General features: G+C 64.0%; 18 protein-coding genes. 12 read left to right on the top strand and 6 right to left on the bottom strand.

Annotated elements, in window-relative coordinates:
• Positions 1-91: 91 nt before the first annotated feature.
• Positions 92-4,222 carry a sensor domain-containing protein gene (locus GJV18_RS16350; RefSeq protein WP_160347685.1) on the bottom strand — a complete coding sequence of 1,377 codons (4,131 nt, stop codon included), beginning with the start codon at positions 4,220-4,222 and terminating at the stop codon, positions 92-94.
• 407 nt (positions 4,223-4,629) lie between these two features.
• Between GJV18_RS16350 and ettA the strand changes: the two genes are divergently transcribed.
• On the top strand, positions 4,630-6,294 hold the full coding sequence (ettA, locus tag GJV18_RS16345; RefSeq protein ID WP_160347557.1) for an energy-dependent translational throttle protein EttA: 1,665 nt from the start codon (positions 4,630-4,632) through the stop codon (positions 6,292-6,294).
• 145 nt (positions 6,295-6,439) lie between these two features.
• A complete protein-coding gene (locus GJV18_RS16340; RefSeq protein WP_160347555.1) occupies positions 6,440-6,769 on the top strand; it encodes a TraR/DksA family transcriptional regulator in 330 nt (109 codons plus the stop codon).
• Between the two features lie 32 nt (positions 6,770-6,801).
• On the opposite strand, the gene GJV18_RS16335 is transcribed toward GJV18_RS16340, so the two are convergent.
• A complete protein-coding gene (locus tag GJV18_RS16335; RefSeq protein WP_160347553.1) occupies positions 6,802-8,436 on the bottom strand; it encodes a cation:proton antiporter in 1,635 nt (544 codons plus the stop codon).
• A gap of 136 nt (positions 8,437-8,572) precedes the next feature.
• Between GJV18_RS16335 and GJV18_RS16330 the strand changes: the two genes are divergently transcribed.
• From GJV18_RS16330 to GJV18_RS16295, 8 genes are all read left to right on the top strand, one after another.
• Positions 8,573-11,029 (top strand): Lon protease family protein, encoded by a 2,457-nt coding sequence (locus GJV18_RS16330; RefSeq protein WP_160347551.1) that lies wholly within the window; start codon positions 8,573-8,575, stop codon positions 11,027-11,029.
• Between the two features lie 233 nt (positions 11,030-11,262).
• A complete protein-coding gene (locus GJV18_RS16325) occupies positions 11,263-11,604 on the top strand; it encodes a PA4575 family protein (protein ID WP_160347549.1) in 342 nt (113 codons plus the stop codon).
• Between the two features lie 191 nt (positions 11,605-11,795).
• A complete protein-coding gene (locus GJV18_RS16320; protein WP_160347547.1) occupies positions 11,796-12,287 on the top strand; it encodes a TIGR00645 family protein in 492 nt (163 codons plus the stop codon).
• A 143-nt stretch (positions 12,288-12,430) separates the two neighbouring features.
• On the top strand, positions 12,431-12,736 hold the full coding sequence (locus tag GJV18_RS16315) for a DUF6482 family protein (RefSeq protein ID WP_160347545.1): 306 nt from the start codon (positions 12,431-12,433) through the stop codon (positions 12,734-12,736).
• A 6-nt stretch (positions 12,737-12,742) separates the two neighbouring features.
• Positions 12,743-14,122, top strand: coding sequence for a 3'-5' exonuclease family protein (locus GJV18_RS16310; RefSeq protein WP_233280200.1), 1,380 nt, complete (start codon positions 12,743-12,745; stop codon positions 14,120-14,122).
• On the top strand, positions 14,119-15,654 hold the full coding sequence (locus GJV18_RS16305) for a cryptochrome/photolyase family protein (RefSeq protein ID WP_160347543.1): 1,536 nt from the start codon (positions 14,119-14,121) through the stop codon (positions 15,652-15,654). The genes GJV18_RS16310 and GJV18_RS16305 overlap by 4 nt, the downstream gene beginning before the upstream one ends.
• A gap of 112 nt (positions 15,655-15,766) precedes the next feature.
• The gene (locus GJV18_RS16300) at positions 15,767-15,895 is read left to right on the top strand and encodes a DUF2256 domain-containing protein (RefSeq protein WP_160347541.1); all 129 of its coding nucleotides are present in this window, start codon (positions 15,767-15,769) and stop codon (positions 15,893-15,895) included.
• A gap of 281 nt (positions 15,896-16,176) precedes the next feature.
• Positions 16,177-16,794 (top strand): FKBP-type peptidyl-prolyl cis-trans isomerase, encoded by a 618-nt coding sequence (locus GJV18_RS16295; RefSeq protein WP_160347539.1) that lies wholly within the window; start codon positions 16,177-16,179, stop codon positions 16,792-16,794.
• A gap of 124 nt (positions 16,795-16,918) precedes the next feature.
• On the opposite strand, the gene GJV18_RS16290 is transcribed toward GJV18_RS16295, so the two are convergent.
• Positions 16,919-17,146, bottom strand: a complete 228-nt coding sequence (locus GJV18_RS16290; protein ID WP_160347537.1) for a PA4570 family protein — start codon at positions 17,144-17,146, stop codon at positions 16,919-16,921.
• A gap of 204 nt (positions 17,147-17,350) precedes the next feature.
• Here GJV18_RS16290 and GJV18_RS16285 point away from each other — a divergent pair, with 204 nt between their 5' ends.
• Both GJV18_RS16285 and GJV18_RS16280 read left to right on the top strand, forming a co-directional pair.
• Positions 17,351-18,295, top strand: a complete 945-nt coding sequence (locus tag GJV18_RS16285) for a tripartite tricarboxylate transporter substrate binding protein (RefSeq protein ID WP_160347535.1) — start codon at positions 17,351-17,353, stop codon at positions 18,293-18,295.
• A gap of 130 nt (positions 18,296-18,425) precedes the next feature.
• Positions 18,426-21,170 (top strand): EAL domain-containing protein, encoded by a 2,745-nt coding sequence (locus GJV18_RS16280; RefSeq protein WP_160347533.1) that lies wholly within the window; start codon positions 18,426-18,428, stop codon positions 21,168-21,170.
• 247 nt (positions 21,171-21,417) lie between these two features.
• Here GJV18_RS16280 and GJV18_RS16275 read toward each other — a convergent pair whose 3' ends face one another.
• The 3 genes from GJV18_RS16275 to GJV18_RS16265 form a co-directional block, all read right to left on the bottom strand.
• Positions 21,418-22,269, bottom strand: a complete 852-nt coding sequence (locus tag GJV18_RS16275; RefSeq protein ID WP_160347532.1) for a universal stress protein — start codon at positions 22,267-22,269, stop codon at positions 21,418-21,420.
• A 13-nt stretch (positions 22,270-22,282) separates the two neighbouring features.
• Complete coding sequence (locus tag GJV18_RS16270; protein ID WP_160347530.1) at positions 22,283-23,770, bottom strand: SulP family inorganic anion transporter; 1,488 nt, start codon at positions 23,768-23,770, stop codon at positions 22,283-22,285.
• Between the two features lie 358 nt (positions 23,771-24,128).
• A complete protein-coding gene (locus tag GJV18_RS16265) occupies positions 24,129-25,001 on the bottom strand; it encodes an MBL fold metallo-hydrolase (RefSeq protein WP_160347528.1) in 873 nt (290 codons plus the stop codon).
• Positions 25,002-25,015 lie beyond the last annotated feature (14 nt).

Here is a 25,015-nt window from a genome sequence, read left to right as displayed (position 1 = left end):
TTAAGGGTGTCCGGCTAGCACCACACTGACTCGCTTGCAGCTTGCAGCTTGCAGCTTGCAGCTTGCAGCTTGCAGCTTGCAGCTTGCAGCTTTAGCTGAGCATAAACAGCGCGGTGCCGCTGAACAGGGCGGTGAACTGGGCGGCGGTCATGGGGCGGCCGAGCAGGTAGCCCTGTACCTCGTCGCAGTCGTGGCCGCGCAGGAAGTCCAGCTGGGCCAGGGTTTCCACACCCTCGGCGATCACCGTCAGGTTGAGACTGTGGGCCATGGCGATAATGGCCCGGGCGATCTGGCCGTCCTGCTCACCGTGGGGCAGGCCGTCGACGAAGCTGCGGTCGATCTTCAGCACGTCGATGGGGAATTCCTTGAGGTAGTTCAGCGAGCTGTAGCCGGTGCCGAAGTCGTCGATGGCGATGCACAGGCCCAGGCGTTTGAAGCTGGCCAGGGTCTGCATGGCGCTGGCCACGTCTTCCATCAGGATGCTTTCGGTCAACTCCAGCTCCAGGCAGGCGGCGGGGATGCCGGTGTCCTGCAGGATGGACGCCAGGCGCTGTTCCAGGTCACCTTCGCTGAACTGGCGGGCCGAGAGGTTGACCGAGATCTTCGGGATGCGAATCTTCGCCGCATGCCAGTCGCGCAGCTGCACGCAGGCCTGGCGCAGTACCCATTCGCCGACGTCCACCACCAGGCCGAGCTCCTCCAGCACCGGGATAAAGTCGCCGGGCGGCACCAGGCCACGGGTCGGGTGTTGCCAGCGCAGCAGCACCTCGGCGCCGGTCAGGCGCTTGCCGTCGCCGGAGAACTGCGGCTGGTAGTAGAGCAGGAACTGATCCTGTTCCAGGGCATGGCGCAGGTCGCTTTCCAGCTCCAGGCGGGCCAGGGCGCTGGCGTTCATGTCGGCCTGGTAGAACTGGAAGTTGTTCTTGCCGCGCTCCTTGGCGTGATACATGGCGGTGTCGGCGTTTTTCATCAGCTGGCTCAGCTCGTTGCCGTCCTGGGGGCTCAGGGCGATGCCGACACTGGCGCTGACGAAGAACTCGCGGCCTTCGAGAATAAAGGCCTCGGCCAGCCGGGCGAGGATCTGTTCGCCGACATGGATGGCGCGCGTCATGGCCGCCTCGCGGCTGGCCTGGGGCTGCAGCAGCAGGGTGAACTCGTCACCGCCCATGCGCGCCACGGTGTCGTCCTCGTCCACGCAACACAGCAGGCGCTGGGCCACTTCCTTGAGCATGCGGTCGCCGGCTGCGTGGCCCAGGGAGTCGTTGATCGGCTTGAAACGATCGAGGTCGAGGAACATCAACGGCACCCATTCGCCATGCCGCTCGCCATGCTGCAGGGCGCTGTGCAGGCGATCCTGGAACAGGGTGCGGTTGGGCAGCTGGGTCAGGCCGTCGTAGTAGGCCAGGCGGTGGATGCGCTGCTCACTGGCCTTGCGCTCGCTGATATCGCTGAAGAAGCACACATAGCTGACCAGATCGCCTTCTTCGTCCTGCACCGCGGTGATGCCGACCCAAGCGGGGAACTTGTCGCCGTTGCGGCGTTTGAGCCACACCTCGCCTTCCCAGCTGCCATGCTGGTTGAGCTGACGGATCACATACTGCAGGTGGCTGGCCTGCTGGGTGTCGGCCGTGAGCATGGCCGGCAGCTGGTCCAGCACCTCGGCGGCGGTATAGCCGCTGACCCGGCTGAAGGTGGCGTTGACCTGGACGATATAGCCGGCCGGGTCGGTGACCAGAATGGCCGCGGTGGAGTGTTCGAACACCGTGGCGGCCATGCGCAGGTCCTTCTCGGCGCGGCGTTGCAGGCTGGTGTCGCGGCCGACGCCGAGCAGGCCTTCGAAGTTGCCACGCTCATCCCACATGGGCGTCAGGCGCAGCTCCACCGGAATCTTGCGACCGTCGGCGCGCATGCAGTCAAAGTTGAATAGCCTGGGCTGCAGGGTGCGGCGCAGTTCGTTCAGGCGCTGTGGGCTGGCCAGGGCCTGGCGCACGCTGTCCATCAGCTCATAGACACCGGCCAGCTGGCGGGGATTGGCGGCCAGGCTGTGGAAGCCCTGCTGCAGGGCCCAGTCGCTGTCGTAGCCGAGCACGCTCTGCACCGAGGGGCTGACGTAGTTGAGCTGCAGGTCGCTGCCGGTGGAGAAGATCACGTCGCTGATGCTCTCGGCCAGCAGGCGGTAGCGCTGTTCGCTGGCGCGCAGGGATTCGCTGCTGTTGATCTGCTCGGTAATGTCCTTGGCCACACCGATCAGGCGGCTGACCCGGCCCTGGCTGTCGTGGCTCAGGGCCTGCTCGCGAATATCGAAGCTGTGCCAGCTGCCGTCGCGATGGCGCCAGCGCAGGACGAACTGCATCAGCTGGCGCGCGCCCAGCACCTGCTGAATGCTGCGCATGCGCTGGTACAGCTCGACATCGTCCGGGTGCAGAATTTTCTCCCACAGGCGCTCACCCATGGCCCGCAGTTCGGCCTTGCTGTAGCCCAGCTCCGGGCCCAGGTGGTTGTTGCTGTACATCACCCGCTTGCCGGGGATGTCATGCACATAGATGGTGTCCGGTACGCTCTTGACCACATCGGACCAGAACCGCTCGCGTTCGATCAGCGACAGCTCGATGCGTTTGCGGCTGGTGATATCGCTGATGCTCAGGGTCACGGCGTCGAGGTCGCGGGGGTCTTCCGGCAGGCGCAGCAGGGCCCAGAGGTGACGCTCATGGCCCTGGGGGGTGACGATGCGGGTTTCCACCTCGACCTGGCCGTGACCGTCGAGCAGGGCCGTCAGCAGGCGCATCAGCAGGCTGTCGCCATGGGCACTCGCGCCGTGCAGCAAGAGCCCGGCCACCTGGGCACTGGTCTCGACGCCGAGCGTGCGCTGGGCCACCTGATTGGTTTCGGTGACCCGCAACAGATTGGCCAGCGATTCCCAGGCCAGGGGCTGCGTGTTCAGCCATGCCTGCAGCTGCGCGCTCTGGCGCAGGCCCTGGGCATGCAGGTAGGGCCGCACGGCGCTGAGGTCGAGGACGCAGAGGGCGGTGCCGGTGCCTTCGAAGATGTCCTGATAGCGTCGGCGGGCCTGCTCCAGTACCTGGGTGGCGTGCTGTTCCTCGGTGACATCGCGCAGCACCCAGACATAGCCCTGGTGGCCGCTGTGCTCTCCCAGATCGCTGCGGCTGATGTCGAACAGGCGGGGGCAGCCGTTCTGGCGGATTTCCACCAGGTCCGCATGGACTTCCTGGTTGGCCTGGGTGTGCAGCAGCAGCGGATCCAGGCGCGGCAACAGCTTGAGTAGATGCCACTGCTGGGCGTCCTGGCTGCTCAGGCCGAACAGGGCCTCGGCCTGAGGGTTGAGGTATTGCAGCTGGCCCTTGGCATCGGTCACCAGCACGCGCTCTTCAATGGCGCCCAGCACGCTGGCGGCCTGGCGCAGGGAGCCCCGGGACATGAGGTTGAGCTGACGCAGCTGGCGCTGTTCGCGCAGCAGACGATACAGCGCCAGCAGGGCAAACAGGGCGCACAGGGTAAACAGCAGGAACTTGCTGGCCAGGTGTGGCAGTTGCTGGGCGCGGACTTTCTGTGGGTTGAACAGGGCGCGCAGTTGCCAGTCGCTGCCGGGCAGGGGGCGGATGAAAATGGTCTGGGCCAGGTTTTCCGCCGTCACCGGCGGGTAATAGGGGCGTGGCGTGCTGCCGCCATCGTCCTGGCGCACGATGGCGCGGCGGCTCGGGCGATCTTCCAGCAGCCAGCGATAGGGGCTCTGATGGTGTTCGTCGAACCAGCTCTGCAAGGCCGCACTGGCCAGGCGCAGTACCCAGAAGCCCGTGCCATCGGGTTGTTGCAGCAACAGGTAGAACTGGCCGTTGCCGACGGTGCTGAAGGCATAGTGGTAGGGGCGTTCCTGCAGCCTGGTCGGCAGCTCGGCGAGAAAGGCGGTGTCACGACTGGTGCCGCGACTGTCGCTCAGCAGCAGGCCGTCCTGGTTGAGCCAGGCCAGGCTGCGCAGGTTGGGGAACAGTTCGCCCAGTTGCTGGTGCAATTGCTGGCGACCTGAGACGCCACCCGGCTTCTGGCTGTGGGCCGCCAGGATGACCAGGGCCGCCTTGGCCTTGAGGTCCATGTTCAGATCGATATGGTTGCCCAGCTGCTCGGTGTAGACATGGCTCAGCTGGCGTTGGGCCTGTTCCAGTTGCCGGGCTTCCTGGCGCAGCTGCCACAGCAGCAGGGCCAGCATGAGCAGGACCAGGGCCACCAGCACGCCACGGGCCGGTCCGCGCCAGGCGGGCAGCGATCCCGCGTCGGGCGTGGAGGGCAGCGATGGGGGCGTGACTGTAGACAAGGCCAGGGTCCTGGTGTGAGTGCGAGCCGTTTCGACAAGTGTAAGTGGCGGCTGGGGCGGATTTGGCAGCGCGCAAGAATGCCATAACTGTGGCGAAGTGCCAGTTGTGACTGCTGTGCGGTTTGCCCGGTCGTCGCCATTGGGGTAGTTTGCCCGCGATATCGCATGCGCTCGGCGGACAATCCCCTGGCCAGCAGGCAGCCTGACCGCAGTGCCTATATAATGTGCCCCCTGTGCAGGTCGGCGGCCAGCAGGCGCGCCCTCTACCTCTTTATTCAACGTCACCAGAACCCGGGATATCCATGGCTCAATACGTCTACACCATGCATCGGCTGAGCAAAGTAGTGCCGCCGAAGCGGGAAATCCTCAAGAACATCTCCCTGTCCTTCTTCCCCGGCGCCAAGATCGGCGTGCTGGGTCTGAACGGCGCCGGTAAGTCCACCCTGCTGCGCATCATGGCCGGGGTCGACACCGAGTTCGATGGCGAGGCGCGGCCGATGCCGGGCATCAATGTCGGCTACCTGCCCCAGGAGCCGCAGCTGGATCCGAACAAGACCGTGCGTGAAGTGGTGGAAGAGGCGGTGAGCGTTATCAAGGACGCCCAGGCGCGCCTGGATCAGGTGTACGCCGCCTACGCCGAGCCGGACGCCGACTTTGATGCCCTGGCCGCCGAGCAGGCCAAACTGGAGGCCATCCTCCAGGCCAGCGACGGGCATAACCTGGAGCGCCAGCTGGAAGTGGCCGCCGACGCGCTGCGCCTGCCGGCCTGGGACGCCAAGGTGGCCGTGCTCTCCGGTGGTGAGAAGCGCCGTGTGGCCCTGTGCCGCCTGCTGCTGTCGGCCCCGGACATGCTGCTGCTGGACGAACCGACCAACCACCTGGACGCCGACTCGGTGGCCTGGCTGGAGCGCTTCCTCCACGACTTCCCCGGCACCGTGGTGGCCATCACCCACGACCGCTACTTCCTCGACAACGTCGCCGGCTGGATCCTCGAACTGGACCGCGGCGCCGGAATTCCCTACGAGGGCAACTACTCCGGCTGGCTGGAAGCCAAGTCCGAGCGTCTGGCCCAGGAATCCAAGCAGCAGTCCGCCCATGAAAAGGCCATGAAGGACGAACTGGAGTGGGTGCGCAAGGGCGCCAAGGCCCGTCAGTCCAAGTCCAAGGCCCGTCTTGCGCGCTTCGAGGAGATGCAGTCGCAGGAATTCCAGAAACGCGCCGAGACTAACGAGATCTATATCCCGGCCGGCCCGCGCCTGGGCGACAAGGTCATCGAATTCAAGAATGTCTGCAAGGGCTACGGCGACCGCCTGCTGATCGACAACCTGAGCTTCAGCATGCCCAAGGGTGCCATCGTCGGCGTGATCGGCGGCAACGGCGCGGGCAAGTCGACCCTGTTCCGCATGCTGATGGGCAAGGAAACCCCGGATTCGGGCAGCATCGAGATCGGCGATACCGTGCAGCTGGCCTGCGTGGACCAGAGCCGCGACGACCTGGACGGCAGCAAGACCGTGTGGGAAGCGGTGTCCGACGGTTTCGACATGATCAAGATCGGCAACTATGAAGTGCCCTCGCGCGGCTATGTCGGGCGCTTCAACTTCAAGGGCGGCGACCAGCAGAAGTTCGTCAAGGACCTCTCCGGTGGTGAGCGTGGCCGCCTGCACCTGGCTCTGACCCTGAAGCAGGGCGCCAACGTGCTGCTGCTCGACGAACCCTCCAACGACCTTGATGTGGAAACCCTGCGCTCCCTGGAAGAGGCCCTGCTGGACTTCCCCGGCGCCGCCATCGTGATCTCCCACGACCGCTGGTTCCTCGACCGCGTGGCTACTCACATCCTCTCCTACGAGGACGATGGCAGCGTGGTGTTCTTCGAAGGCAACTACACCGAGTACGAAGCCGACCGCAAGAAACGCCTGGGCGACGCGGCCAGCCAGCCGCACCGGGTGCGCTACAAGAAGCTGGCGTAACTACACAGGACGGAGCCGCAAGGCTCCGTTTTTGTTGGTGCGCTCGGGCGGGCGGTGCAAGAAAAGTTACAGAATTACTGACCGGCATCAGTGTCAGAGTCCATATCAGGATCACACTTGTACTCGTTAATACGAGGATTGCCCCATGCCCGTTTTCGATCCCCACGCCGCGCTCTATGCGCTACTCAACGAATACAGCGCCCGCGCCAATGCCATTCGCCAGGACCTGGCGCGCAGCCATTCCCCGGACTTCGCCGAACAGGCCAGTCAGCGGCAGAACGATGAAGTGCTCGAAGCCCTGCTGGCCGAAGCCGAGGCCGGTATGCGCCAGGTGGGTCTGGCCAAGCTGCGTCTGGCCGAAGGGCAATACGGCCTGTGCCTGCGCTGCGGTGAGGCGATCAACCCTTCGCGGCTGGAGGCGATGCCGGCCGCCGAGTATTGCCTGGGCTGCGCCGATCTGATCGAGCAGGGCTGATCAGCTCTGCAGCATGGCCTTGAGTCTGCAAGTCAGTACCCGCGAATTTCCCCCAGCAGGCGCCTGGCCGCCGTTTCCGCCGCATCGCTATAGGGCCGCAGCACGCTGGCGGCGCCGGCGCTTTCCAGGGCTTCGGCATCGCCGGTGCGAAAGGCGCTGAGGGTGATCTTGCCCTTGAAGCCATTGCTGCGCAGGGCCCGCAGCAGGATGGCATTGACCTCGCGCTGGGGGATGGTGCTGATCATGGCGCGGGCCTGGGTCAGCGGCAGGTGTTCGAGAAAGTCGTTGTCCTCGGCATCGCCATAGCAGGCGCTAAGCCCAGCCTGGCGCGCCTCGGCCAGGGCGCCGGGGTCGAAGTCCACGCCCAGTACGCGTAACCCGCCGGCTTCCAGCTGGTGGGCCAGCTGGCGGCCATAGCGGCCCATACCATAGATGATGACCTCGGCGTGGCTGTCCTGCGGGTCGCTGTCGTTGGCATTTTCCCGGTGCGGGATCTGCCGCTCGAAGAGGCCCAGCCAGGGCGCCAGGCGGTCGAACAACGGTTGCGAGTAGAGAATCATGTAGGTCGACAGGGTGATGGTGATCAGCCCCACCAGGGTGGTCAGGCCCAGGGCGTCCTGGCCGACATGGCCCAGGCCAATGCCCATGGCGACGAAGATGATGGAGAACTCGCTGATCTGCGCCACGGTCAGCCCAGCCATAAAACCGGTGCGTTTGCGATAGCCCATCCAGCCCATGATCGCCATGACGATCAACGGGTTGCCGATCAGCACGAAGGCCGACAGCAGCAGGGCGCTGCCGATCTGCCCATGGATATGGGCAAAGTCCAGTTGCAGGCCCAGGTGCAGGAAGAAGAACAGCAGGAGAAAATCGCGCAGGCTGGTCAGGCGGCTGGCCACCGCCTCGCGCAGGGAAGTGGAGGCCAGGGAGAAGCCGGCCAGGAAGGCGCCGATTTCCTTGGACAGGCCCAGGCTATCCGCCCCTGCAGCCAGCAGGATGCCCCAGGCCACCGCCATCAGCATGAGCAGTTCCGGCGAGCGCGCCATGCTGTCCAGCAGCCTGGGCAGGACATAGCGCATCAGCATGAACAACACGACCAGGCTGCCTAGCAGGGTAGCGGCCAGCAGCAGCGGATGCATGCCAGTCTGTTCGCCGTTGCTCGGTTGATACAGGTTGAGGCCAAGCATGGCCAGCACCACGGCAATGTCCTGCACGATCAGAAAGCCCATGGCGATGCGCCCGTGCAGGGAGTCGATCTCGCCTTTGTCCGAGAGCAGCTTGACGATGATGATGGTGCTGGAAAAAGTCAGGGCCACTGCCACATAGAGCGCGGTCATCAGTTGCAGGCCCAGCAGGTAGCAGAGAATAAATCCGAAAACGATGGTAAAGGTCAGTTGCCCCAGACCCGTGGCCAGCGCCACCGGGCCCAGGGTGCGGACCAGGCGCATATCCAGCTTGAGCCCGACCACAAACAGCAGCACGGTGATGCCGATTTCGGCGAGCAGTTCCAGGGGCGCGTTCTCGCTGCTAAGGCTCAGTACGGCCGGTCCGGCGAGGATGCCGACCAGGATATAGGCGATGATCAGCGGTTGGCGCAGCCTAACTGCGATCGCGCCGACCAGAGCGGACAATGCCAGCAGTACGGCCACTTCCTGGAACAGGCTCATTAGGCAACTCCCTGAAACTATGCCGGCATTGTAAAAAAACCGAGGGTAGGGCGCTTGCGATAGATCAAGCATACCGCTTGTGGATGCCGGCCGATGGGGCGATCATTTCATCAGCCTTCCCGCCTAAGGATTACCAATGCCTGACTCCGTTGCAGCCCATCTGCGGCTGGCGCCCGATGCCCTGACCCGCCCCTTCTCCCCCGAACAGTTCAATTTCACCAGTACCGATGACCTGGAGCCCTTCCGCGGCGTACTGGGCCAGGCCCGTGCGGTGGAGGCTCTGCAGTTCGGCGTGGCCATGCCGCGCCCCGGCTATAACGTATTCGTTATGGGCGAGCCGGGCACCGGCCGCTTCTCCTTTGTCAAGCGCTACCTCAAGGCCGAGGCCAAGCGTCTGCACACCCCGGCCGACCGGGTTTACGTCAATCATTTCGACGAGCCCCGCGAGCCGCGCGCCCTGGAATTGCCGGCCGGTAGTGCCAGTGACTTTATCGCCGATATCAATGGCCTGATCGACAACCTGCTGGCCACCTTCCCGGCGGTGTTCGAGCACCCCTCGTTCCAGCAGAAGAAGAACGCCATCGACCGCGCCTTCAACAAGCGCTACGACCAGGCCCTGGACGTGATCGAGCGCTTGTGCCTGGAAAAGAGCGTGGCCCTGTACCGTGACAGCAGCAATATCGCCTTCACCCCCATGCTCGACGGCAAGGCCCTGGACGAGGCGGAATTCGCCCAGCTGCCGGAGGCCGAGCGCGAGCGTTTCCATGCCGATATCGCGGCCCTGGAAGAGCGCCTCAACGAGGAGCTGGCCAGCCTGCCGCAGTGGAAGCGTGAGTCGAGCAACCAGTTGCGCCAGCTCAACGAGGAAACCATCACCGTGGCCCTGCAGCCGCTCTTGGCGCCGCTCTCGGAAAAGTATGCGGAGAATGCCGGGGTCTGCGCCTACCTGCAGGCGGTGCAGGTCAACCTGCTGAAAACCGTGGTCGACCAGCTGGTAGAGGTGGAGAAGGCCGATGCGCAGACGCGCAAGATGCTCGAAGAGCAGTACTGCCCCAGCCTGGTGGTCGAACACCATGCCCAGGGCGGCGCGCCGGTGGTCTTCGAGCCGCATCCGACCTACGACAACCTGTTCGGCCGCATCGAATACAACACCGATCAGGGCGCGCTCTACACCAGTTACCGGCAGCTGCGCCCAGGCGCGCTGCATCGGGCCAATGGCGGCTTTCTGATTCTCGAAGCGGAAAAGCTGCTGGGCGAGCCCTTCGTCTGGGATGCCCTCAAGCGCGCCCTGCACTCACGCCAGCTGAAGATGGAATCGCCCCTGGGTGACCTGGGCCGCATCGCCACCGTGACGCTGAACCCCCAGGTCATTCCGCTGCAGCTGAAAGTGGTGATCATCGGCTCGCGCCAGCTGTATTACACCCTGCAGGACCTCGACCCGGACTTCCAGGAGATGTTCCGCGTGCTGGTGGACTTCGACGAGGACATTCCCCTGGTCGAAGACAGCCTGGAGCAGTTCGCCCAGCTGATGAAAACCCGCACCTCGGAAGAGGGCATGGCGCCCATGACCGCCGCCGCTGTGGCGCGGGTGGCCACCTACAGCGCGCGCCTGGCCGAGCATCAGGGGCGTCTGTCGGCACGCATCGGTGATCTGTTCCAGCTGGTCAGCGAGGCCGACTTTATCCGCCAGCTGGCTGGTGAGCCGATGACCGATGCCGGTCATATCGAGCGCGCACTCAAGGCCAAGGCCACCCGCACCGGCCGCGTGTCGGCGCGGATCATCGACGACATGCTGGCCGGCATCATCCTCATCGACACCGCCGGCGCCGCCGTGGGCAAGTGCAACGGCCTGACTGTGCTGGAGGTGGGCGACTCGGCCTTCGGCGTGCCGGCGCGGATTTCCGCCACGGTCTACCCGGGTGGCAGCGGCATCGTCGATATCGAGCGCGAGGTCAACCTGGGGCAGCCGATCCACTCCAAGGGGGTGATGATCCTCACCGGCTACCTGGGTAGCCGCTATGCCCAGGAGTTCCCCCTGGAGATCTCCGCCAGCATCGCCCTGGAACAGTCCTACGGCTATGTCGACGGCGATAGCGCTTCGCTCGGCGAGGTCTGCACCCTGATCTCGGCCCTGTCGCGTACACCGCTCAAGCAGTGCTTCGCCATCACCGGCTCGATCAACCAGTTCGGCGAGGTGCAGGCGGTCGGTGGGGTCAACGAGAAGATCGAAGGCTTCTTCCGCCTGTGCGAGGCCCGCGGTCTGACCGGTGAGCAGGGCGTGATCATCCCGCACTCCAATGTCACCACCCTGATGCTCGACGAGCGGGTGCTGCAGGCGGTGCGCGCCGAGCAGTTCCATATCTATGCGGTGCGTCAGGTGGATGAGGCCCTCAGCCTGCTGGTGGGCGAGGATGCCGGCTCGCCCAACGCGCAGGGCCAGTTCCCCGCCGGCAGCGTCAATGCCCGGGTGGTGGAGCGTCTGCGCGATATCGCCGCCATGGGCATGGACGATGGCCATCCGGACGAGGCGAAGAAGGAAGCCGAGGCGCCGGCCAAGGTGAAAAAGCCGCGGGTGAAAAAGCCCGAGGCTTGACCCTCGCCGCCCCTCTCCCGCAGGTGGGAGAGGGGCGCAGAGGCGGGGCCAAGTCGCCCGGTGGCTGATCAGTCACTGAGCGAATCCCGTTGCGCTCCAGCCAGCGCCTGGCGCAGCCGCTTTTCCAGGCGCCATCCACAGAGTTATCCACAGTCCATGGGGATAACGCCCGGCTTCCCAGCCAGGCAAGTGTGGGTGTAGGCTGAAAGCCTGACCACGAGAGGGACGCCACCATGTCGCGTAGCCTCAGCCTCACCCGTCACTGCCTGGGCCTGGATACCCGCATCGAGTGCCTGGTACTGCCGCTGGCCGGCGATGTCGGTCTCTGGACCCTGATCTGCGCCGCCGGCATGAGTGGTGCGCAACCCTCGGCCATTCGTGCCCAGGGCCCATTCCACGGGCCGTTGGTGGCTGAAGGAGTGCTCGCCGGGATCGCCGACAGCCTGCAGCTGATGGGCTATGAACCCTGTCGCGATGTGCCGATCTGGCGCCTGCATATCCAGGCCGAGCTGCGCCGTCTGAATGGCGAGCGGGGGCGCAGCCTGGGCTGCTTTCAGTTCAAGCCCGAGCTCTAGGCGCCTGCCTGGTCAGCCTTTAACCGGCCTCCAGCAGGGCCCATGGCCAGTGGCGCGGCGCCATTCATCCTGAGCCTGCCCACAAGGTTATCCACAGTTGCCGTGGATAAACCTATTTATGCGGCTTGGTTTGTTTGCCCCGGTGCGCTGGGTATACTCGCCGGCAGTTTTTCCACCCTGGTGAGTCTCTGATGGAACGCTTTATCGAAAACGCCATGTACGCCTCGCGCTGGTTGCTGGCGCCCATCTACTTTGGTCTGTCCCTGGCCCTGCTGGCGTTGGCGCTGAAATTTTTCCAGGAGGTGTTTCATATCCTGCCCAATGTCTTCGCCATGGCCGAGGCCGACCTGATTCTGGTGCTGCTGTCGCTGATCGACATGGCCCTGGTCGGCGGCCTGCTGGTGATGGTGATGATTTCCGGTTACGAGAACTTCGTCTCCCAACTGGATATCAAGGAAGGCACCGAAAAGCTCAACTGGCTGGGCAAGATGGACTCCAGCTCGCTGAAGATGAAAGTGGCGGCCTCCATCGTGGCCATCTCCTCCATTCATCTGCTCAAGGTGTTTATGGATGCCAAGAACATCCCGGATACCAAGCTGATGTGGTATGTGCTTATCCACCTGACCTTCGTCGGCTCGGCCTTTGCCATGGGTTATCTGGACAAGCTGACCAAGCACGACTGATTCGCTGCAACCTTCGCCCCCGAGCCGCCCGGCCGTGATAAACGGACGGGCGGTTTGCATTTGGGCTTGTGCTTTCCTTGAGTTGTACAAGAATTGTTTTTGTATAGGTTTTTGTATAAATTCACTCGCCGGAGGCACCTGCCATGAACCTGCACGATCTATCCCACCACGCCCATGCCGGGCATATCGACGCGCTCAATCTGATTTCCATCGAGGGTGGTATCTACCTGCTTGAGGTGCATATGGACGGGGCCCCACAGCCGCTGCATGACGACAACGGCAAGACCCTGCACCTGCGCTCCGTGGAGCATGCCCGGGATCTGTTGCAGTCTCTGCCGCAGGTGCCCTTCCATTTAGTGCATGCGGTGGTGCATGACGAAATGTGCGGCATGCAGGATGGCACCCAGGACTGCCTGCGGGTGCCGATTGCCATGCGTTCATCCTGGTAGCTGCGCTTGCCCTCGACCCTGCCCACGGCCCTGGCCGTGATCGATATCAAGACCACCGGCCTGCATCCGCTGCGCGATGGCATCTGGGAGATCGGCCTGCTGCTGGTGGATCAGGATCAGGTGGTGACCCGCCAGCACTGGTTGCTTGACCCGGGCATGGCCCTGCCTGCCGGTATTTCCCGGGTCAGCGGCGTGCTGGCGGCCGAATTGCAGGGCCAGCCGCGCTTTGCCGATATCGCCGAGGCACTGGCTGCAGCCCTGCAGGGGCGGGTATTGGTGGGGCATAACCTGCGTTTCGCCCATGCCTTTCTGCGCCGCGCCTTTGCTCGGCTTGGCCTGCGACCGCGCTGGCGTCAGCTCTGTACCTTGCAGCTGGCGCAGTCGCTGTCGCCGCAGTTGGCCGACTACGGACTGGATGCCCTCTGTGCCGCGCGGCAGATTCCACGCTTTATCCGCCAGCGCGCCTTGCCCGATGCCGAGGCCGTCTGGCAGCTGCTGCAACAGCTACAGCGCGCGGCTCCAGGGGCGCAGGTCCGTGCGCAGCTGCGCAAAGCAGCGGTGCCGCGCTATCTGAATGCCGAGCGCCTGCGCGCCCTGCCTGAGCGGCCTGGGGTCTACTACTTCCATGGCGAGAACCAGGCCCTGCTCTATGTGGGCAAGAGCCGCAATCTGCGTCAGCGCGTGCAGTCGCACTTCCAGAATGACCACAGCAGCCGCCGCGCCCTGCAGATGGCCCAGCAGGTGCGCGATATCCGCGTACGGCCCACCGCCGGCGAGCTGGGTGCTTTACTGCTGGAGGCCGCTGAGGTCAAGCGCCTGTTGCCGCTGTACAACCGTCAGCTGCGGCGCCAGCGCGAGCTGCTGACCTGGGCGCTGCCCGCCACCGAGGCAGGCATCGCGCCGCAGCTAAACGGGCTGGAACAGTTGCCGGCCGGCATGGCCCATACTGGGTTGTTTCGCTCGCGGCGCCAGGCCCAGAGCTGGCTGCGGCAGATGGCCCGGGAACGCCAGCTGTGCTTGCAGCTGCTGGGCCTTGAGTCCGGCCAGGGAGGCTGTTTTGCCGCGCAACTGGGCCAGTGTCGCGGCGCCTGCTGTGGTCGCGAGCCGCGTGACGAGCATGATGCGCGCCTGCTTGAAGGCTGCGAGCGCCTGCGTCTGGCCAGCTGGCCCTGGGCCGGCCCAGTGGCCCTGGTGGAACGCGATACCCGCCATGATTACTGCCAGTGGCATGTGCTGGACCAGTGGCGCCACCTGGCCACCCTGGATGATCCGGCGCAGCTGGAAACGGCCCTGCAGCAGCCGGCCCAGCCCTTTAGCCTGGACGCCTATCACATCCTGCTCGGCCATCTGCGCCGTCACCCCGATACCGAGGTTGTACTGTTATGAGTGTTCGCCGCCTGGCCCTGATCCTGGGCGATCAGCTGTCCTTCGACCTGGCCAGCCTGCAGGCCCTGGACCCGCAGCAGGATGCCGTGCTGCTGGCCGAGGTGGCGGCGGAAACCGACCATGTGCCGCATCACCCGCAGAAGATCGCCCTGATCTTCAGCTCCATGCGCCATTTTGCCGAGGCCCTGCGTGGGTGCGGCTGGCGGGTGCACTACGTCAAGCTGGATGACCCGCATAACAGCGGCTCGCTGCCCGCTGAGCTGCAGCGTTGGACGACAAAATTGCAGGCCAGCGAAGTGCATCTCACCGAATGCGGCGACTGGCGTGTGGAGGATCAGCTCAGGCGCTGTGGCCTGCCGCTTATCTGGCATGCCGACAGCCGCTTTATCTGTGGCCGTGACGAGTTCGCTCGCTGGGCCGAGGGGCGCAAGCAACTGCGTATGGAATTCTTCTACCGCGAGATGCGGCGCAAGACCGGCTTGTTGATCAATGGCGACGGCACGCCAGTGGGCGGCGCCTGGAACTTCGATGCAGAAAACCGCAAGGCCCTGCCCAAGCAGATCAAGGCGCCCATGGCCGCGCGCTTTCCCGCCGATGCCATCACCCAGGAGGTGCTGGAACTGGTGGCGGCGCGTTTCAGCCATCACTATGGCAGTCTTGCAGCATTTGATTACCCGGTGACTCATGCCGAGGCCGAGGCGCTGTGGCAGCACTTTCTCGGCTTCGCCCTGCCGGCCTTTGGCGACTATCAGGACGCCATGGCCATTGGTGAGCCCTTTCTGTTTCATGCACGGATCAGCGCGGCGCTCAATATCGGCCTGCTGGATGTGCGCCGCCTGTGCGCCGATGTCGAGGCCGCCTACTGGCGCGGCCAGGTGCCGCTGAACGCCGCCGAGGGCTTTATCCGCCAGCTGATCGGCTGGCGCGAATATGTGCGCGGTATCTACTGGCTGCATATGCCCGAGTACGCCATGCGCAATGCCTTCGGCAATACCCGGGCGCTGCCCGAGTTCTACTGGACCGGCAAAACGCGGATGAAGTGTATGAGCCAGGCCATCGGCCAGACCCTGGAGCATGCCTATGCCCACCATATCCAGCGCCTGATGGTTACCGGCAACTTCGCCCTGCTGGCCGGTATTGCGCCCAGCCAGGTCTGCGACTGGTACCTGGCGGTCTACATGGACGCCTTCGACTGGGTCGAGCTGCCCAACACCTTAGGCATGGTCATGCACGCCGATGGCGGCTACCTGGGCTCCAAGCCCTATTGCGCCAGCGGCCAGTACATCAAGCGCATGTCCAACTACTGCGGCGACTGCGCCTACAAGGTCAGCGAAAGCGTCGGTGAGCAGGCCTGCCCCTTCAATGCACTGTACTGGCATTTTCTGATGCGCCATCGTCCGCAGTTATCGGGCAACCATCGCCTGGGGATGATCTACCGCGGCCTGGACAAGATGAGCGAGGCCAAGCAGCAGGGTCTGTGGGATCGTGGCGAGCAGCTGCTGGCGCGGCTGGATGCGGGTGAAATACTGTGAAACGAGCCGGTCTGTGCAGACAATCACGGGTAGGGTGCGCCGTGCGCACCGCTGTTGCCTGGTCAGGATTGCTGCGCACGGCGCACCCTACGGCAGTGCTTGGCGCCTGGCCATGAAAAAGGCCGATCTGCCGGTCAAGACCTGCAGGGTCTGCGGGCTGCCCTTTGCCTGGCGCAAGAAGTGGGCACGCTGCTGGGACGAGGTGAAGTATTGCTCCGAACGCTGCCGCCGGCATCGCTAGCAGGCCGTTGAAAAACTACCTGCGTTGCCATCGCGGCGTTAAAAGCAGGCTCACAGCCAAAGGCTGAACGTGCTTTAGCACGGCCCCGAAGGGGTGAGCGAAGCGAATCAATTGCTCATTTACAGCTCGTAAACTCCGCTTTTTCACCTGCTTTTGCCTTGCGCTGGCTGCCTCGCCTACGTTTTTCAGCAGCCCACTCGGGGGCGCCCGGCGGTTAGAGCGCCAGGGTGCTTTGTGCTAGGCTGGCCGACCTTTTTCAAGCCAACTAGCGGAGCTGTGCAATGTCCGAACTCGAATTTTCGACCGATGAATCCCGTGTCAGCTATGGCATCGGTCTGCAACTGGGCGGCCAGCTGCGCGACAACCCACCACCGGGCGCCAGCCTGGAGGCGATCATCGCCGGCATCAGCGACGCCTTCAACGGCCAGCCGAGCCGAGTGAGCGAAGCCGAGCTGTCCGCCAGCTTCAAGGTGATCCGCGAGATCATGCAGGCCGAAGCCGCTGCCAAGGCCGAAGCGGCTGCCGGTGCCGGGCGCGCCTACCTGGAAGAAAATGCCAAGCGCGAAGGCGTCACCGTACTGGCCTCCGGCCTGCAGTACGAAGTGCTGACTGCCGGTGACGGTGCCAAGCCGTCCCGCGAAGACAGCGTGCGTACCCACTACCACGGCACCCTGATCGACGGCACCGTATTCGACAGCTCCTACGAGCGCGGCCAGCCGGCCGAGTTTCCGGTCGGGGGCGTGATCGCCGGCTGGACCGAAGCCCTGCAGCTGATGAACGCCGGCAGCAAGTGGCGCCTGTATGTGCCGAGCGAGCTGGCCTACGGTGCCCAGGGCGTCGGTAGCATCCCGCCGCATAGCGTGCTGGTATTTGACGTGGAGCTGCTGGACGTTCTGTAAGCGCGTCGGTCTTGTCGGGCTTCAGCTCGCCAGATCTTAAGTTGCAGACTCACCTATCGCGGGCATGGCCCGCTCCTACAGGCTGTAGGAGCGGGCCATGCCCGCGATGCGTTTAAGCCTGGCGTCAGGGGCGCAAGGCCCGGGCGTAGCAGTAGAGAAACAGGTTGCGCACCAGCTCCTTGAGCACCAGCGGTTCGCTGGAGTTCAGTTCGTGCAGATCCAGATCGCCCTGGTCCCGCAGCTCGTCCAGCGCTTCTTCTTCCAGCACCGCGCACACCGCGCCGGTGTCGCGATTGAGAATACGCAGATAGGGTTGTGGCCGGTCCAGCCAGGCGTCGATTAGATAGGTCATGTCTCATCTCCCTTGATTGGTGTTGATGAGAATAATTCTTATTTTATTTATAGCAAGTGATAATCGTTGCCATTTGTCGCCTATGGTGCTGCGGCTGGCTGAGCGGTCAGTACTCAGCGGTTTCCTGTACTAAAACTAAATAGACCGGCCAACTGACCTACTCCTGTGCCAGGGCCTGTCGATATCTGCCCGGGGAGATCTGCCATGGCGCTTATCCGCTCTGTGATTTTGCTGCTGTGCCTCTGTGTGCTGCCTGTCCAGGCCCTGGCCGCGGATTTTCCCGAGCGCCCGCTGACCATGGTGATCGGTTATGCCGCCGGGGGCAGTACCGATATCCAGGGCAGGGTTCTGGCCGAAGTTCTCGGTGAGCTGCTGGGGCAACCGGTGCGGGTCAGCAATATTCCGGGTGCCGGTGGTGCGGTGGCGGCGGCCATGCTGGCCAGCAGCACGGAGCAGGGCCATGTGTTCCAGTACGGCATTTCCTCCACCATCAGTATCTCGCCGTTGCTGGCACCGGCTTCCTATGACCTGGACAGCTTTATCTATGTGGCCGGCCTGTCTCTGGATCAATCGGCCTATGTCACCAGTGGTCAGAGTGGTTTCCAGGACTGGCCCAGCCTGCTGCAGTACCTGCGTGACAATCCGGGCCAGGTGTATGTCACCCAGACCGCCGAGGATCGTCTGCTGACCCGTGCCATCGCCAAGCGCGAGGGGCTGGATCTGCGCATCGTACCGACCTCGGGCGGCGCCGGTATGGCGCCTCTGGTGCTCTCCGGGGAGGTGTTCTTTGCCTACAGTGGGGGCACCCATACCGCTTACACCGACTCCGGTCAGATGCGTGTACTGGCCAGTCTGGCCGAGGAGCGCCTGGTGGGTTATCCGCAGGCACCAACCCTGCGTGAACTGGGGTACGACCTGGCCCTGCATGCCGTGCGCGTGGTGACGGTGCCGGCCGACACCCCGGTCGAGCAGGTTGAGGTCTTGACCAAGGCGTTGGTGGCGGCAGCCCGTGATCCGCGTTTTATCGAGGTGACCGAGACGCGTATCCGTCAGCCCATCCGCTTTATGACGGGCGCCGAGGTCAGAACCATGCTCGACACTCAGGTGCAGGACTATCGCCGGCTGATCGAGGAAATTGGTTTGCAATAGCCTGGGGCGGTTGCCGTGAATCGTACCTATGCTCAATAGCGGGATTGCTGGTTGAACGGCAGAGGACTATCGACTGCTCAGGGTCATATGCAGGCCGGATGTACCTGCAGTTATTGAGGCAAGCGGGCTGATGAGTCGAACGGCCAAGACAGGCAAGGCATTACCCGTACGGGCGGCGCGTTGGGAACTGAAGTTCTCCACCCGCATTGCCCTGCTGTTCGGCATGCTCGGCATGGTCGCCATCAGCGTGGTGATGGTCTATTCCCTGCGCACCGCCCAGGACAACCTGCAGAGCGAAATCAAGAACAGCCTGGCCCAGCACCAGCGCAGCATCGTCAGCCTGATCGAGACGCGCCTGCAGCTGCTGGAGGTCTACCTGCACAGCGCCTCGGCGCGGCGTACGGTAACCGCCCTGTCCGAGCAGGCCCAGCCGGTGGAGCAGATTGCCGCCGACGTGGCCTTTATGTTTCAGGATGCCAATATCGACTCCAAGCTGGAGGTGTTCTTCCTCCTCGATCCGGCCGGCAAACTGGTGATGGACGCCGGTCTGCCGCTATTCGATATCGTGCCATTGGTGGCCGCCCTGCGTGCGCCCATCCACTATGCCCACGGCTGGAACCTGGTGCTGGCGGGCGAACAGAGCGCCCTGCTCAAGGCCACGCCGATCTTCGATCCGGCCACCATTCAGTTGCGTGGCTATCTTTTCGTCGGCCTGGCCCTGGGGCAGAACCGTCGCCTGGTGGCTGATCTGCTGGCCGGCAGCAACCTGGATCTGCTGGTGCTGGGGCATGCCCAGACACCGCTGGTGTGGCAGGGTGAAAGCCCGTTGGCCCTGCAGCCCGAGCGGCCCCTGGCGATCCTGGAACAGGATGACGACGGGCTCTATATCAAGCGCGCCGCCATCAGCCTGGGCGGTACCAACGAGCCGTTCTGGCTGACGCTGGGGGTGTCGGATAACCGCTTCGCCTCCATCTACTCGGCCTATTTCAACTCGTTCCTGTTGCTCTCGGCGGGTTTTCTGCTGCTGCTGGTGGTGGCGGCCTGGCTGCTGCGCATCAGTCATGACCGGGCCATCGGCCAGCTGCTCGGCTTTATCGAGGCGATCCAGGCCGGCGATCGCGGTCGGGCCTTTCGCCCCACCGGCATCTACGAGTACAACCGGGTCGGTTTTGCCATGCAGCGCATGGTCGAGGACCTGCATGTGGCGGCGGCGGTGTTTGATTCGGCCGAGGGCATGGCGGTGACCGATGCCCGCCATCAGGTGCTGCGGGTCAATCAGGCCTTTACCCGCATCACCGGCTACAGCGCCGAGGACGTGGTGGGCCATAGCCTGGACTTTATGCTGGTACAGGCGGGTAACGACATGCTGCGCGGGGCCATCCTGGCAGCTCTCGGTCAGCAGGGGGCCTGGCAGGGCGAGTTGCTCGGGCGGCGCAAGAACGGCCAGCAGTACCCGCAATGGGTGAGCATCACCGAGGTGCGCGGCGGGGGCGAGCGGCAGGTGCTCAACTATGTGATCACCCTGATCGACACCACCCAGCGCAAGGCCGCCGAGCAGCGCATCGAACAGTTGGCCTATTACGACCCGCTGACCAATCTGCCCAACCGCCGTTTGCAGCGCGAGCGCCTGGAAAAGGCCCTGCTGGCCAGCGCCGAGAGCGGCCAGTATGGCGCCGTGCTGTTTATCGACCTGGACGACTTCAAGACCCTCAACGACGCCCGCGGCCATGATATTGGCGATCTGTTGCTGCAGCAGGTGGCGGTGCGCCTGAGCGGCTGCGTGCGCCACAGCGACAGTGTGGCGCGTATCGGCGGTGACGAATTCGTGGTGCTGCTGGAAGAGCTCGGCAGCAATGAGACAAGCGCCGCGCAGCAGGCCGAGAGCATTGCCGACAAGATCCTGTTCAGTCTGCGCCAGCCCTTTCGCATCGGCCAGATGGAGCACTTCAGCACCCTGAGCATCGGCATCTCGGTGTTCCAGGGCGGCGCCCAGCAGGTGGACGAACTGCTCAAGCAGGCCGACCTGGCCATGTACCAGGCCAAGGCTGCGGGGCGTAATCAGCACTGCTTCTTCGCGCCTGAAATGCAGGCCAGGGTGCTGCAGCGGGCCAGCTTGGAAAGCGATTTGCGCCAGGGCTTGCTGAAAGGCGAATTTGTCCTCTACTACCAGGCGCAGATCGATCAGCAGGCCGGCCTGTATGGTGCCGAGGTCCTGCTGCGCTGGCAGCATCCCGAGCGAGGTCTGCTGGCGCCGGGGGAAATCATTCCCGTGGCTGAGGGCAGCGGCCTGATCCTGCCGCTGGGCGAATGGGTGCTGGAAACCGCCTGTGCCACCCTGGCGCAGTGGCGCCAGCGGCCGCAAACCCAGCATCTGAGCCTGTCGGTCAATGTCAGTGCCAAGCAGTTGCAGCAACTCGATTTCGTCGAGCAGGTACTGCATATCGTCAAACGCAGCGGCTGTGACCCGCAGCGCCTGAAACTGGAGATTACCGAGAGCATGCTGCTCGATGGTCGCGAGGCGGTGATTGCCAAGATGGCCCGGCTCAAGACCCATGGCCTGCGCTTCTCCCTGGACGACTTCGGGACCGGTTACTCGTCGCTGTCCTACCTCAAGAGCCTGCCTTTGGATCAGCTTAAAATCGACCGCTCCTTCGTCAACGACCTGCTCACCGACCCCCAGGATGCGGATATCGCCCGCACCATCGTGTCCCTGGCCAAGGCCCTGAAACTGGAGGTGATCGCCGAGGGGGTGGAGAGCCTGGAACAGTGCGAGCGTTTGAGCAGCTTCGGCTGCACGCGCTTTCAGGGCTACTACTTCGGCCGCCCGGTGCCGCTGGAGCAGCTGCTGACGGGTGAGGTGGTGGAGAGTCGTTAGCCAGCGTCAGGGCCAGGCGCGCAAGACGTAGCCGGATAAGCCCTGGCGCAATCCGGGCGCTACCCGGACGGTGCTGCGCTTGTCCAGGCTACCGAACGTAGGAGCGGGCCATGCCCGCGATGGGGTTCGCGGGCATGGCCCGCTCCTACGGTTAGACACAAACCGACTGGTGCAGGGGTTAGTGCGTAGCCCGGATAAGCCTGGGCGTAATCCGGGGACTGCCTGCTGCCAAACCCGGCATCAGGGCTTAGCGCAGAATCAACAACGCCGTGGTGCTGGTGCGCAGCAGCGCCGTGGTGGTACTGCCGACCAGGAACTGACGAATGCGCGAGTGGCCGTAGGCGCCCATGGCCAGCAGGTCGATCCCGTGGTCGGTCTGGTACTGGTGCAGGGTCGGTTCCACTTCGCCGGCGCAGATGCTCAGGTGCACTTCGCTGGCTGAGCCTTGCAGCTGGCGTTCGGCGCTTTTCAGCTGTTCCCAGTGGTCGGCTGTGTCGGCGCCAACCATCACCAGATGCGCCGGCAGGCCCTTGAGCAGCGGGCTGTCGGCGATCATCTGCAGGCTTTTCTGTGCCGTGGGGCTGCCATCGTAGGCCAGCATATAGCTCTGCGGTGCCTTGAACTCGCCGCAGCTGACCAGGATCGGCCGGTGCAGGGTGCGGATGACGTTCTCCAGGTGGCTGCCCACCAACTGGCTGAGGCTGTCGCTGGTCTTGCCCTGGCGGCCGATTACCAGCAGGCGGATGTCCGTCTCCAGCTCGTGCAGGCAGTCCACCAGATCGCCATGGCGCTGGCGCAGCTGGGCCGGCTCGACGCCATCGGCATGCACCCGCTCGCGGGCCGCGTCCAGCATCAGGCGGCCCTGTTCCATGGCCAGTTTGTGCCGCTGCTGGTCGAGCTGGGCCAGCTCGTCGAGCAGGTGCTCGCGGCTGCCCAGGCCAATACTGCCGGACAGGTCGGTGGTGTTCGGGTACTGCAACTCATCCAGTACATGCAGCAAGGTCAAGGGCGCCTGCAGGCGCTGGCTGGCCCAGGCGGCGTAGTCGCAGACCGCCGTGGTGGACTGGGAACCGTCGATACAGGCCATTACCTGGGTCATTGCATGCTCCTTATCAGTGGCCGGACAGCAGATCGGTGGCGTTCTCTTTGTCATGCACACCAAAGCGGTCGACGATGGTAGCGCTGGCCTGGTTCAGGCCCAGCACCTCAACCTCGGTGCCTTCGCGGCGCAGTTTGATCACCACCTTGTCCAGGGCGGCGACTGCGGTGATGTCCCAGAAGTGTGCGCGGGACAGGTCGATAATCACCTTATCAATGGCTTCCTTGAAGTCAAAGGCGGCGACGAACTTGTCAGCGGAGGCGAAGAACACCTGGCCCACCACCTTGTAGGTACGCTGACGATCCTCACGGTCGGTTTCCGAATTGATGTAGAGGAAGTGACCGATCTTGTTGGCAAAGAACATCGCTGCCAGCAGCACGCCGACAAATACGCCATAGGCCAGGTTATGGGTATAGACGGTGACGGCCACGGTGGCCAGCATGACGATATTGGTCGACAGCGGGAACTGCTTGAGATTGCGGATCGAGTCCCAGCTGAAGGTGCCGATCGACACCATGATCATCACCGCCACCAGGGCGGCCATGGGGATCTGGCTGACCCAGTCGGACAGAAACACCACCATCAGCAGCAGCACGCTGCCGGCCACCAGGCAGGACAGACGACCGCGGCCGCCGGATTTCACGTTGATCACCGACTGGCCGATCATGGCGCAGCCGGCCATGCCGCCCATCAGACCGGAGGCGATATTGGCCACGCCCTGGCCCTTGCATTCGCGGTTCTTGTCGCTGCTGGTATCGGTCAGATCATCGACTATGGTGGCGGTCATCATCGATTCCAGCAGGCCGACCACGGCCAGGGCGGCGGCGTAGGGGAAGATGATCGCCAGGGTTTCCAGGGTCAGCGGCACGTCCGGCCAGAGGAAGATCGGCAGGGTGTCCGGCAGTTCGCCCATATCGCCAACAGTGCGGATATCCAGGCCGAAATACATGGCCACGGCGGTCATCGACAGGATGCACACCAGCGGCGAGGGGATGACCTTGCCCAGCTTCGGCACATAGGGGAACAGGTAGATGATGCCCAGGCCCGTGGCGCACATGGCGTAGACCTGCCAGGTGACATCGGTCAGCTCCGGCAGCTGAGCTATAAAGATCAGAATCGCCAGGGCGTTGACGAAGCCGGTAACCACCGAGCGCGAAACAAAGCGCATCAGGCTGCCCAGCTTGAGGTAGCCGGCACCGATCTGCAGCACTCCGGTGAGCAGGGTGGCGGCCAGCAGGTATTGCAGGCCGTGTTCTTTTACCAGGGTCACCATGACCAGGGCCATGGCCCCGGTAGCGGCGCTGATCATGCCCGGACGGCCACCGACAAAGGCGATCACCACGGCGATACAGAAGGAGGCGTAGAGGCCGACTTTGGGGTCGACCCCGGCGATGATCGAGAAGGCGATGGCTTCCGGGATCAGCGCCAGGGCCACCACCAGACCGGCGAGCACGTCGCCGCGGATATTGAAGAACCAGGTGTTTTTCAGGCTTTGCAGCATGGGGCGTTCCAGGGTTGTGGTCCGCCAATGCTCGCGAGCCGCGAGGCGGACAGGGTTGACGACAAGGCAGATAAACCGGGCGTGGCGCCATTCGCTGTGGCGGCACGCGGCAGCGCGCCCGCTCAGCCAGACGGCTGCGCAGGCGCGCAAAAAAGGGGGGCGAAAACTTATGGCGGCGTAGGCTGCCAGCGGTACGGTTGAGTCCGGGTCATGGCGACCTGTCTATCCGTCGATTGCGAAAAGGGCGCGTACCTTAGCATGCCAGGTCGTCTCTGGCACCCGGCAGGGGACTGGCGGGGCTGGTGTCGTCAGCTCGGCAGAGGGTGCGCCCTGCACGCACCCTCTGCCGGTTGCAGGCTCAAGGCCACTGCATCTCGCCCTTGAGCACCTTGGCGCTCAGTTCCAGGCTGCTGGCGTCGAGCAGCTGCGGGTAGCGGGCCTTCATCGCCGCGATCAGTGCCTGGCTGTTCTCGGCCTTTGGCAGTTCGGCTTCAAGGCTGTGCAGGTAGTCGCGGGTAAAGCGCAGGTCATCCAGCTCCAGCGTCGGCTGGCCCATAAAGTGCCCCGGCACCAGGGTTTTCGGCTGCAGCGCTTCCAGTTCATACAGGGACTTAAGCCAGCTCTGGCGCGCCTGGGGTGTTTGCGCATCGGCAATCCAGGGGTGGATATTGGCGTAGGTCAGCACACCACCGACCACCGCCTGGATGCTCGGAATCCACAGGCTGGTGTGCTTGGGATCATGGCCGATCAGTTCGATACGCTGGCCTTCCAGCAACAGATGATCGCCTTGCAGCACCTCCGGCACCAGGGTGCGGGCGGGTGCGCTGTCCTTGAGGATCGGGCCCCAGTAAGCCAGCTTCGGTTCGCGGCTTTTTTCGATATAGGCGATGGTCTCGGCCGTGGCCAACACCTTGGCCTTGGGGAAGGCGCGGGTCAGGCTGTCCAGGCCGAAGTAGAAGTCCGGGTCGCCATGGCTGATAAAGATGGTGGTCAGGGTCTTGCCGCTGGCCTGGATGCGCGCGATCAGTTCATTGGCTTCGCGGGTGGAGAACTGCGCATCGACCAGGATGGCCTCGCGTTCGCCGCTGATCAGCGTCGAGGTCACCGGGAAGATGGCCTTGTCGCCCGGGTTGTAGACATCCAGGGTCAGGGGTTGGGCGATGGCGCTGGTGGCCAGGGTCAGCAGGCTGGCGCTGGCGAGCAGGCGGCGGAGGTGGTTGAGAATCGACATGATGATCTCCTGTT

It is taken from the genome of Pseudomonas xionganensis, from assembly GCF_009763245.1.
Taxonomy (GTDB): Bacteria; Pseudomonadota; Gammaproteobacteria; order Pseudomonadales; family Pseudomonadaceae; genus Aquipseudomonas; species Aquipseudomonas xionganensis.
Note: the sequence above shows the minus strand (reverse complement) of the source record. Positions and strands in the feature narration are given on the sequence as shown.

Coding starts and splice junctions, on each gene's coding strand:
- GJV18_RS16350 (WP_160347685.1), bottom strand. CDS start 4,222: ATGCTGGCCCTGCTGCTGTGGCAGCTGCGCCAGGAAGCCCGGCAACTG.
- ettA (WP_160347557.1), top strand. CDS start 4,630: ATGGCTCAATACGTCTACACCATGCATCGGCTGAGCAAAGTAGTGCCG.
- GJV18_RS16340 (WP_160347555.1), top strand. CDS start 6,440: ATGCCCGTTTTCGATCCCCACGCCGCGCTCTATGCGCTACTCAACGAA.
- GJV18_RS16335 (WP_160347553.1), bottom strand. CDS start 8,436: ATGAGCCTGTTCCAGGAAGTGGCCGTACTGCTGGCATTGTCCGCTCTG.
- GJV18_RS16330 (WP_160347551.1), top strand. CDS start 8,573: ATGCCTGACTCCGTTGCAGCCCATCTGCGGCTGGCGCCCGATGCCCTG.
- GJV18_RS16325 (WP_160347549.1), top strand. CDS start 11,263: ATGTCGCGTAGCCTCAGCCTCACCCGTCACTGCCTGGGCCTGGATACC.
- GJV18_RS16320 (WP_160347547.1), top strand. CDS start 11,796: ATGGAACGCTTTATCGAAAACGCCATGTACGCCTCGCGCTGGTTGCTG.
- GJV18_RS16315 (WP_160347545.1), top strand. CDS start 12,431: ATGAACCTGCACGATCTATCCCACCACGCCCATGCCGGGCATATCGAC.
- GJV18_RS16305 (WP_160347543.1), top strand. CDS start 14,119: ATGAGTGTTCGCCGCCTGGCCCTGATCCTGGGCGATCAGCTGTCCTTC.
- GJV18_RS16300 (WP_160347541.1), top strand. CDS start 15,767: ATGAAAAAGGCCGATCTGCCGGTCAAGACCTGCAGGGTCTGCGGGCTG.
- GJV18_RS16295 (WP_160347539.1), top strand. CDS start 16,177: ATGTCCGAACTCGAATTTTCGACCGATGAATCCCGTGTCAGCTATGGC.
- GJV18_RS16290 (WP_160347537.1), bottom strand. CDS start 17,146: ATGACCTATCTAATCGACGCCTGGCTGGACCGGCCACAACCCTATCTG.
- GJV18_RS16285 (WP_160347535.1), top strand. CDS start 17,351: ATGGCGCTTATCCGCTCTGTGATTTTGCTGCTGTGCCTCTGTGTGCTG.
- GJV18_RS16280 (WP_160347533.1), top strand. CDS start 18,426: ATGAGTCGAACGGCCAAGACAGGCAAGGCATTACCCGTACGGGCGGCG.
- GJV18_RS16275 (WP_160347532.1), bottom strand. CDS start 22,269: ATGACCCAGGTAATGGCCTGTATCGACGGTTCCCAGTCCACCACGGCG.
- GJV18_RS16270 (WP_160347530.1), bottom strand. CDS start 23,770: ATGCTGCAAAGCCTGAAAAACACCTGGTTCTTCAATATCCGCGGCGAC.
- GJV18_RS16265 (WP_160347528.1), bottom strand. CDS start 25,001: ATGTCGATTCTCAACCACCTCCGCCGCCTGCTCGCCAGCGCCAGCCTG.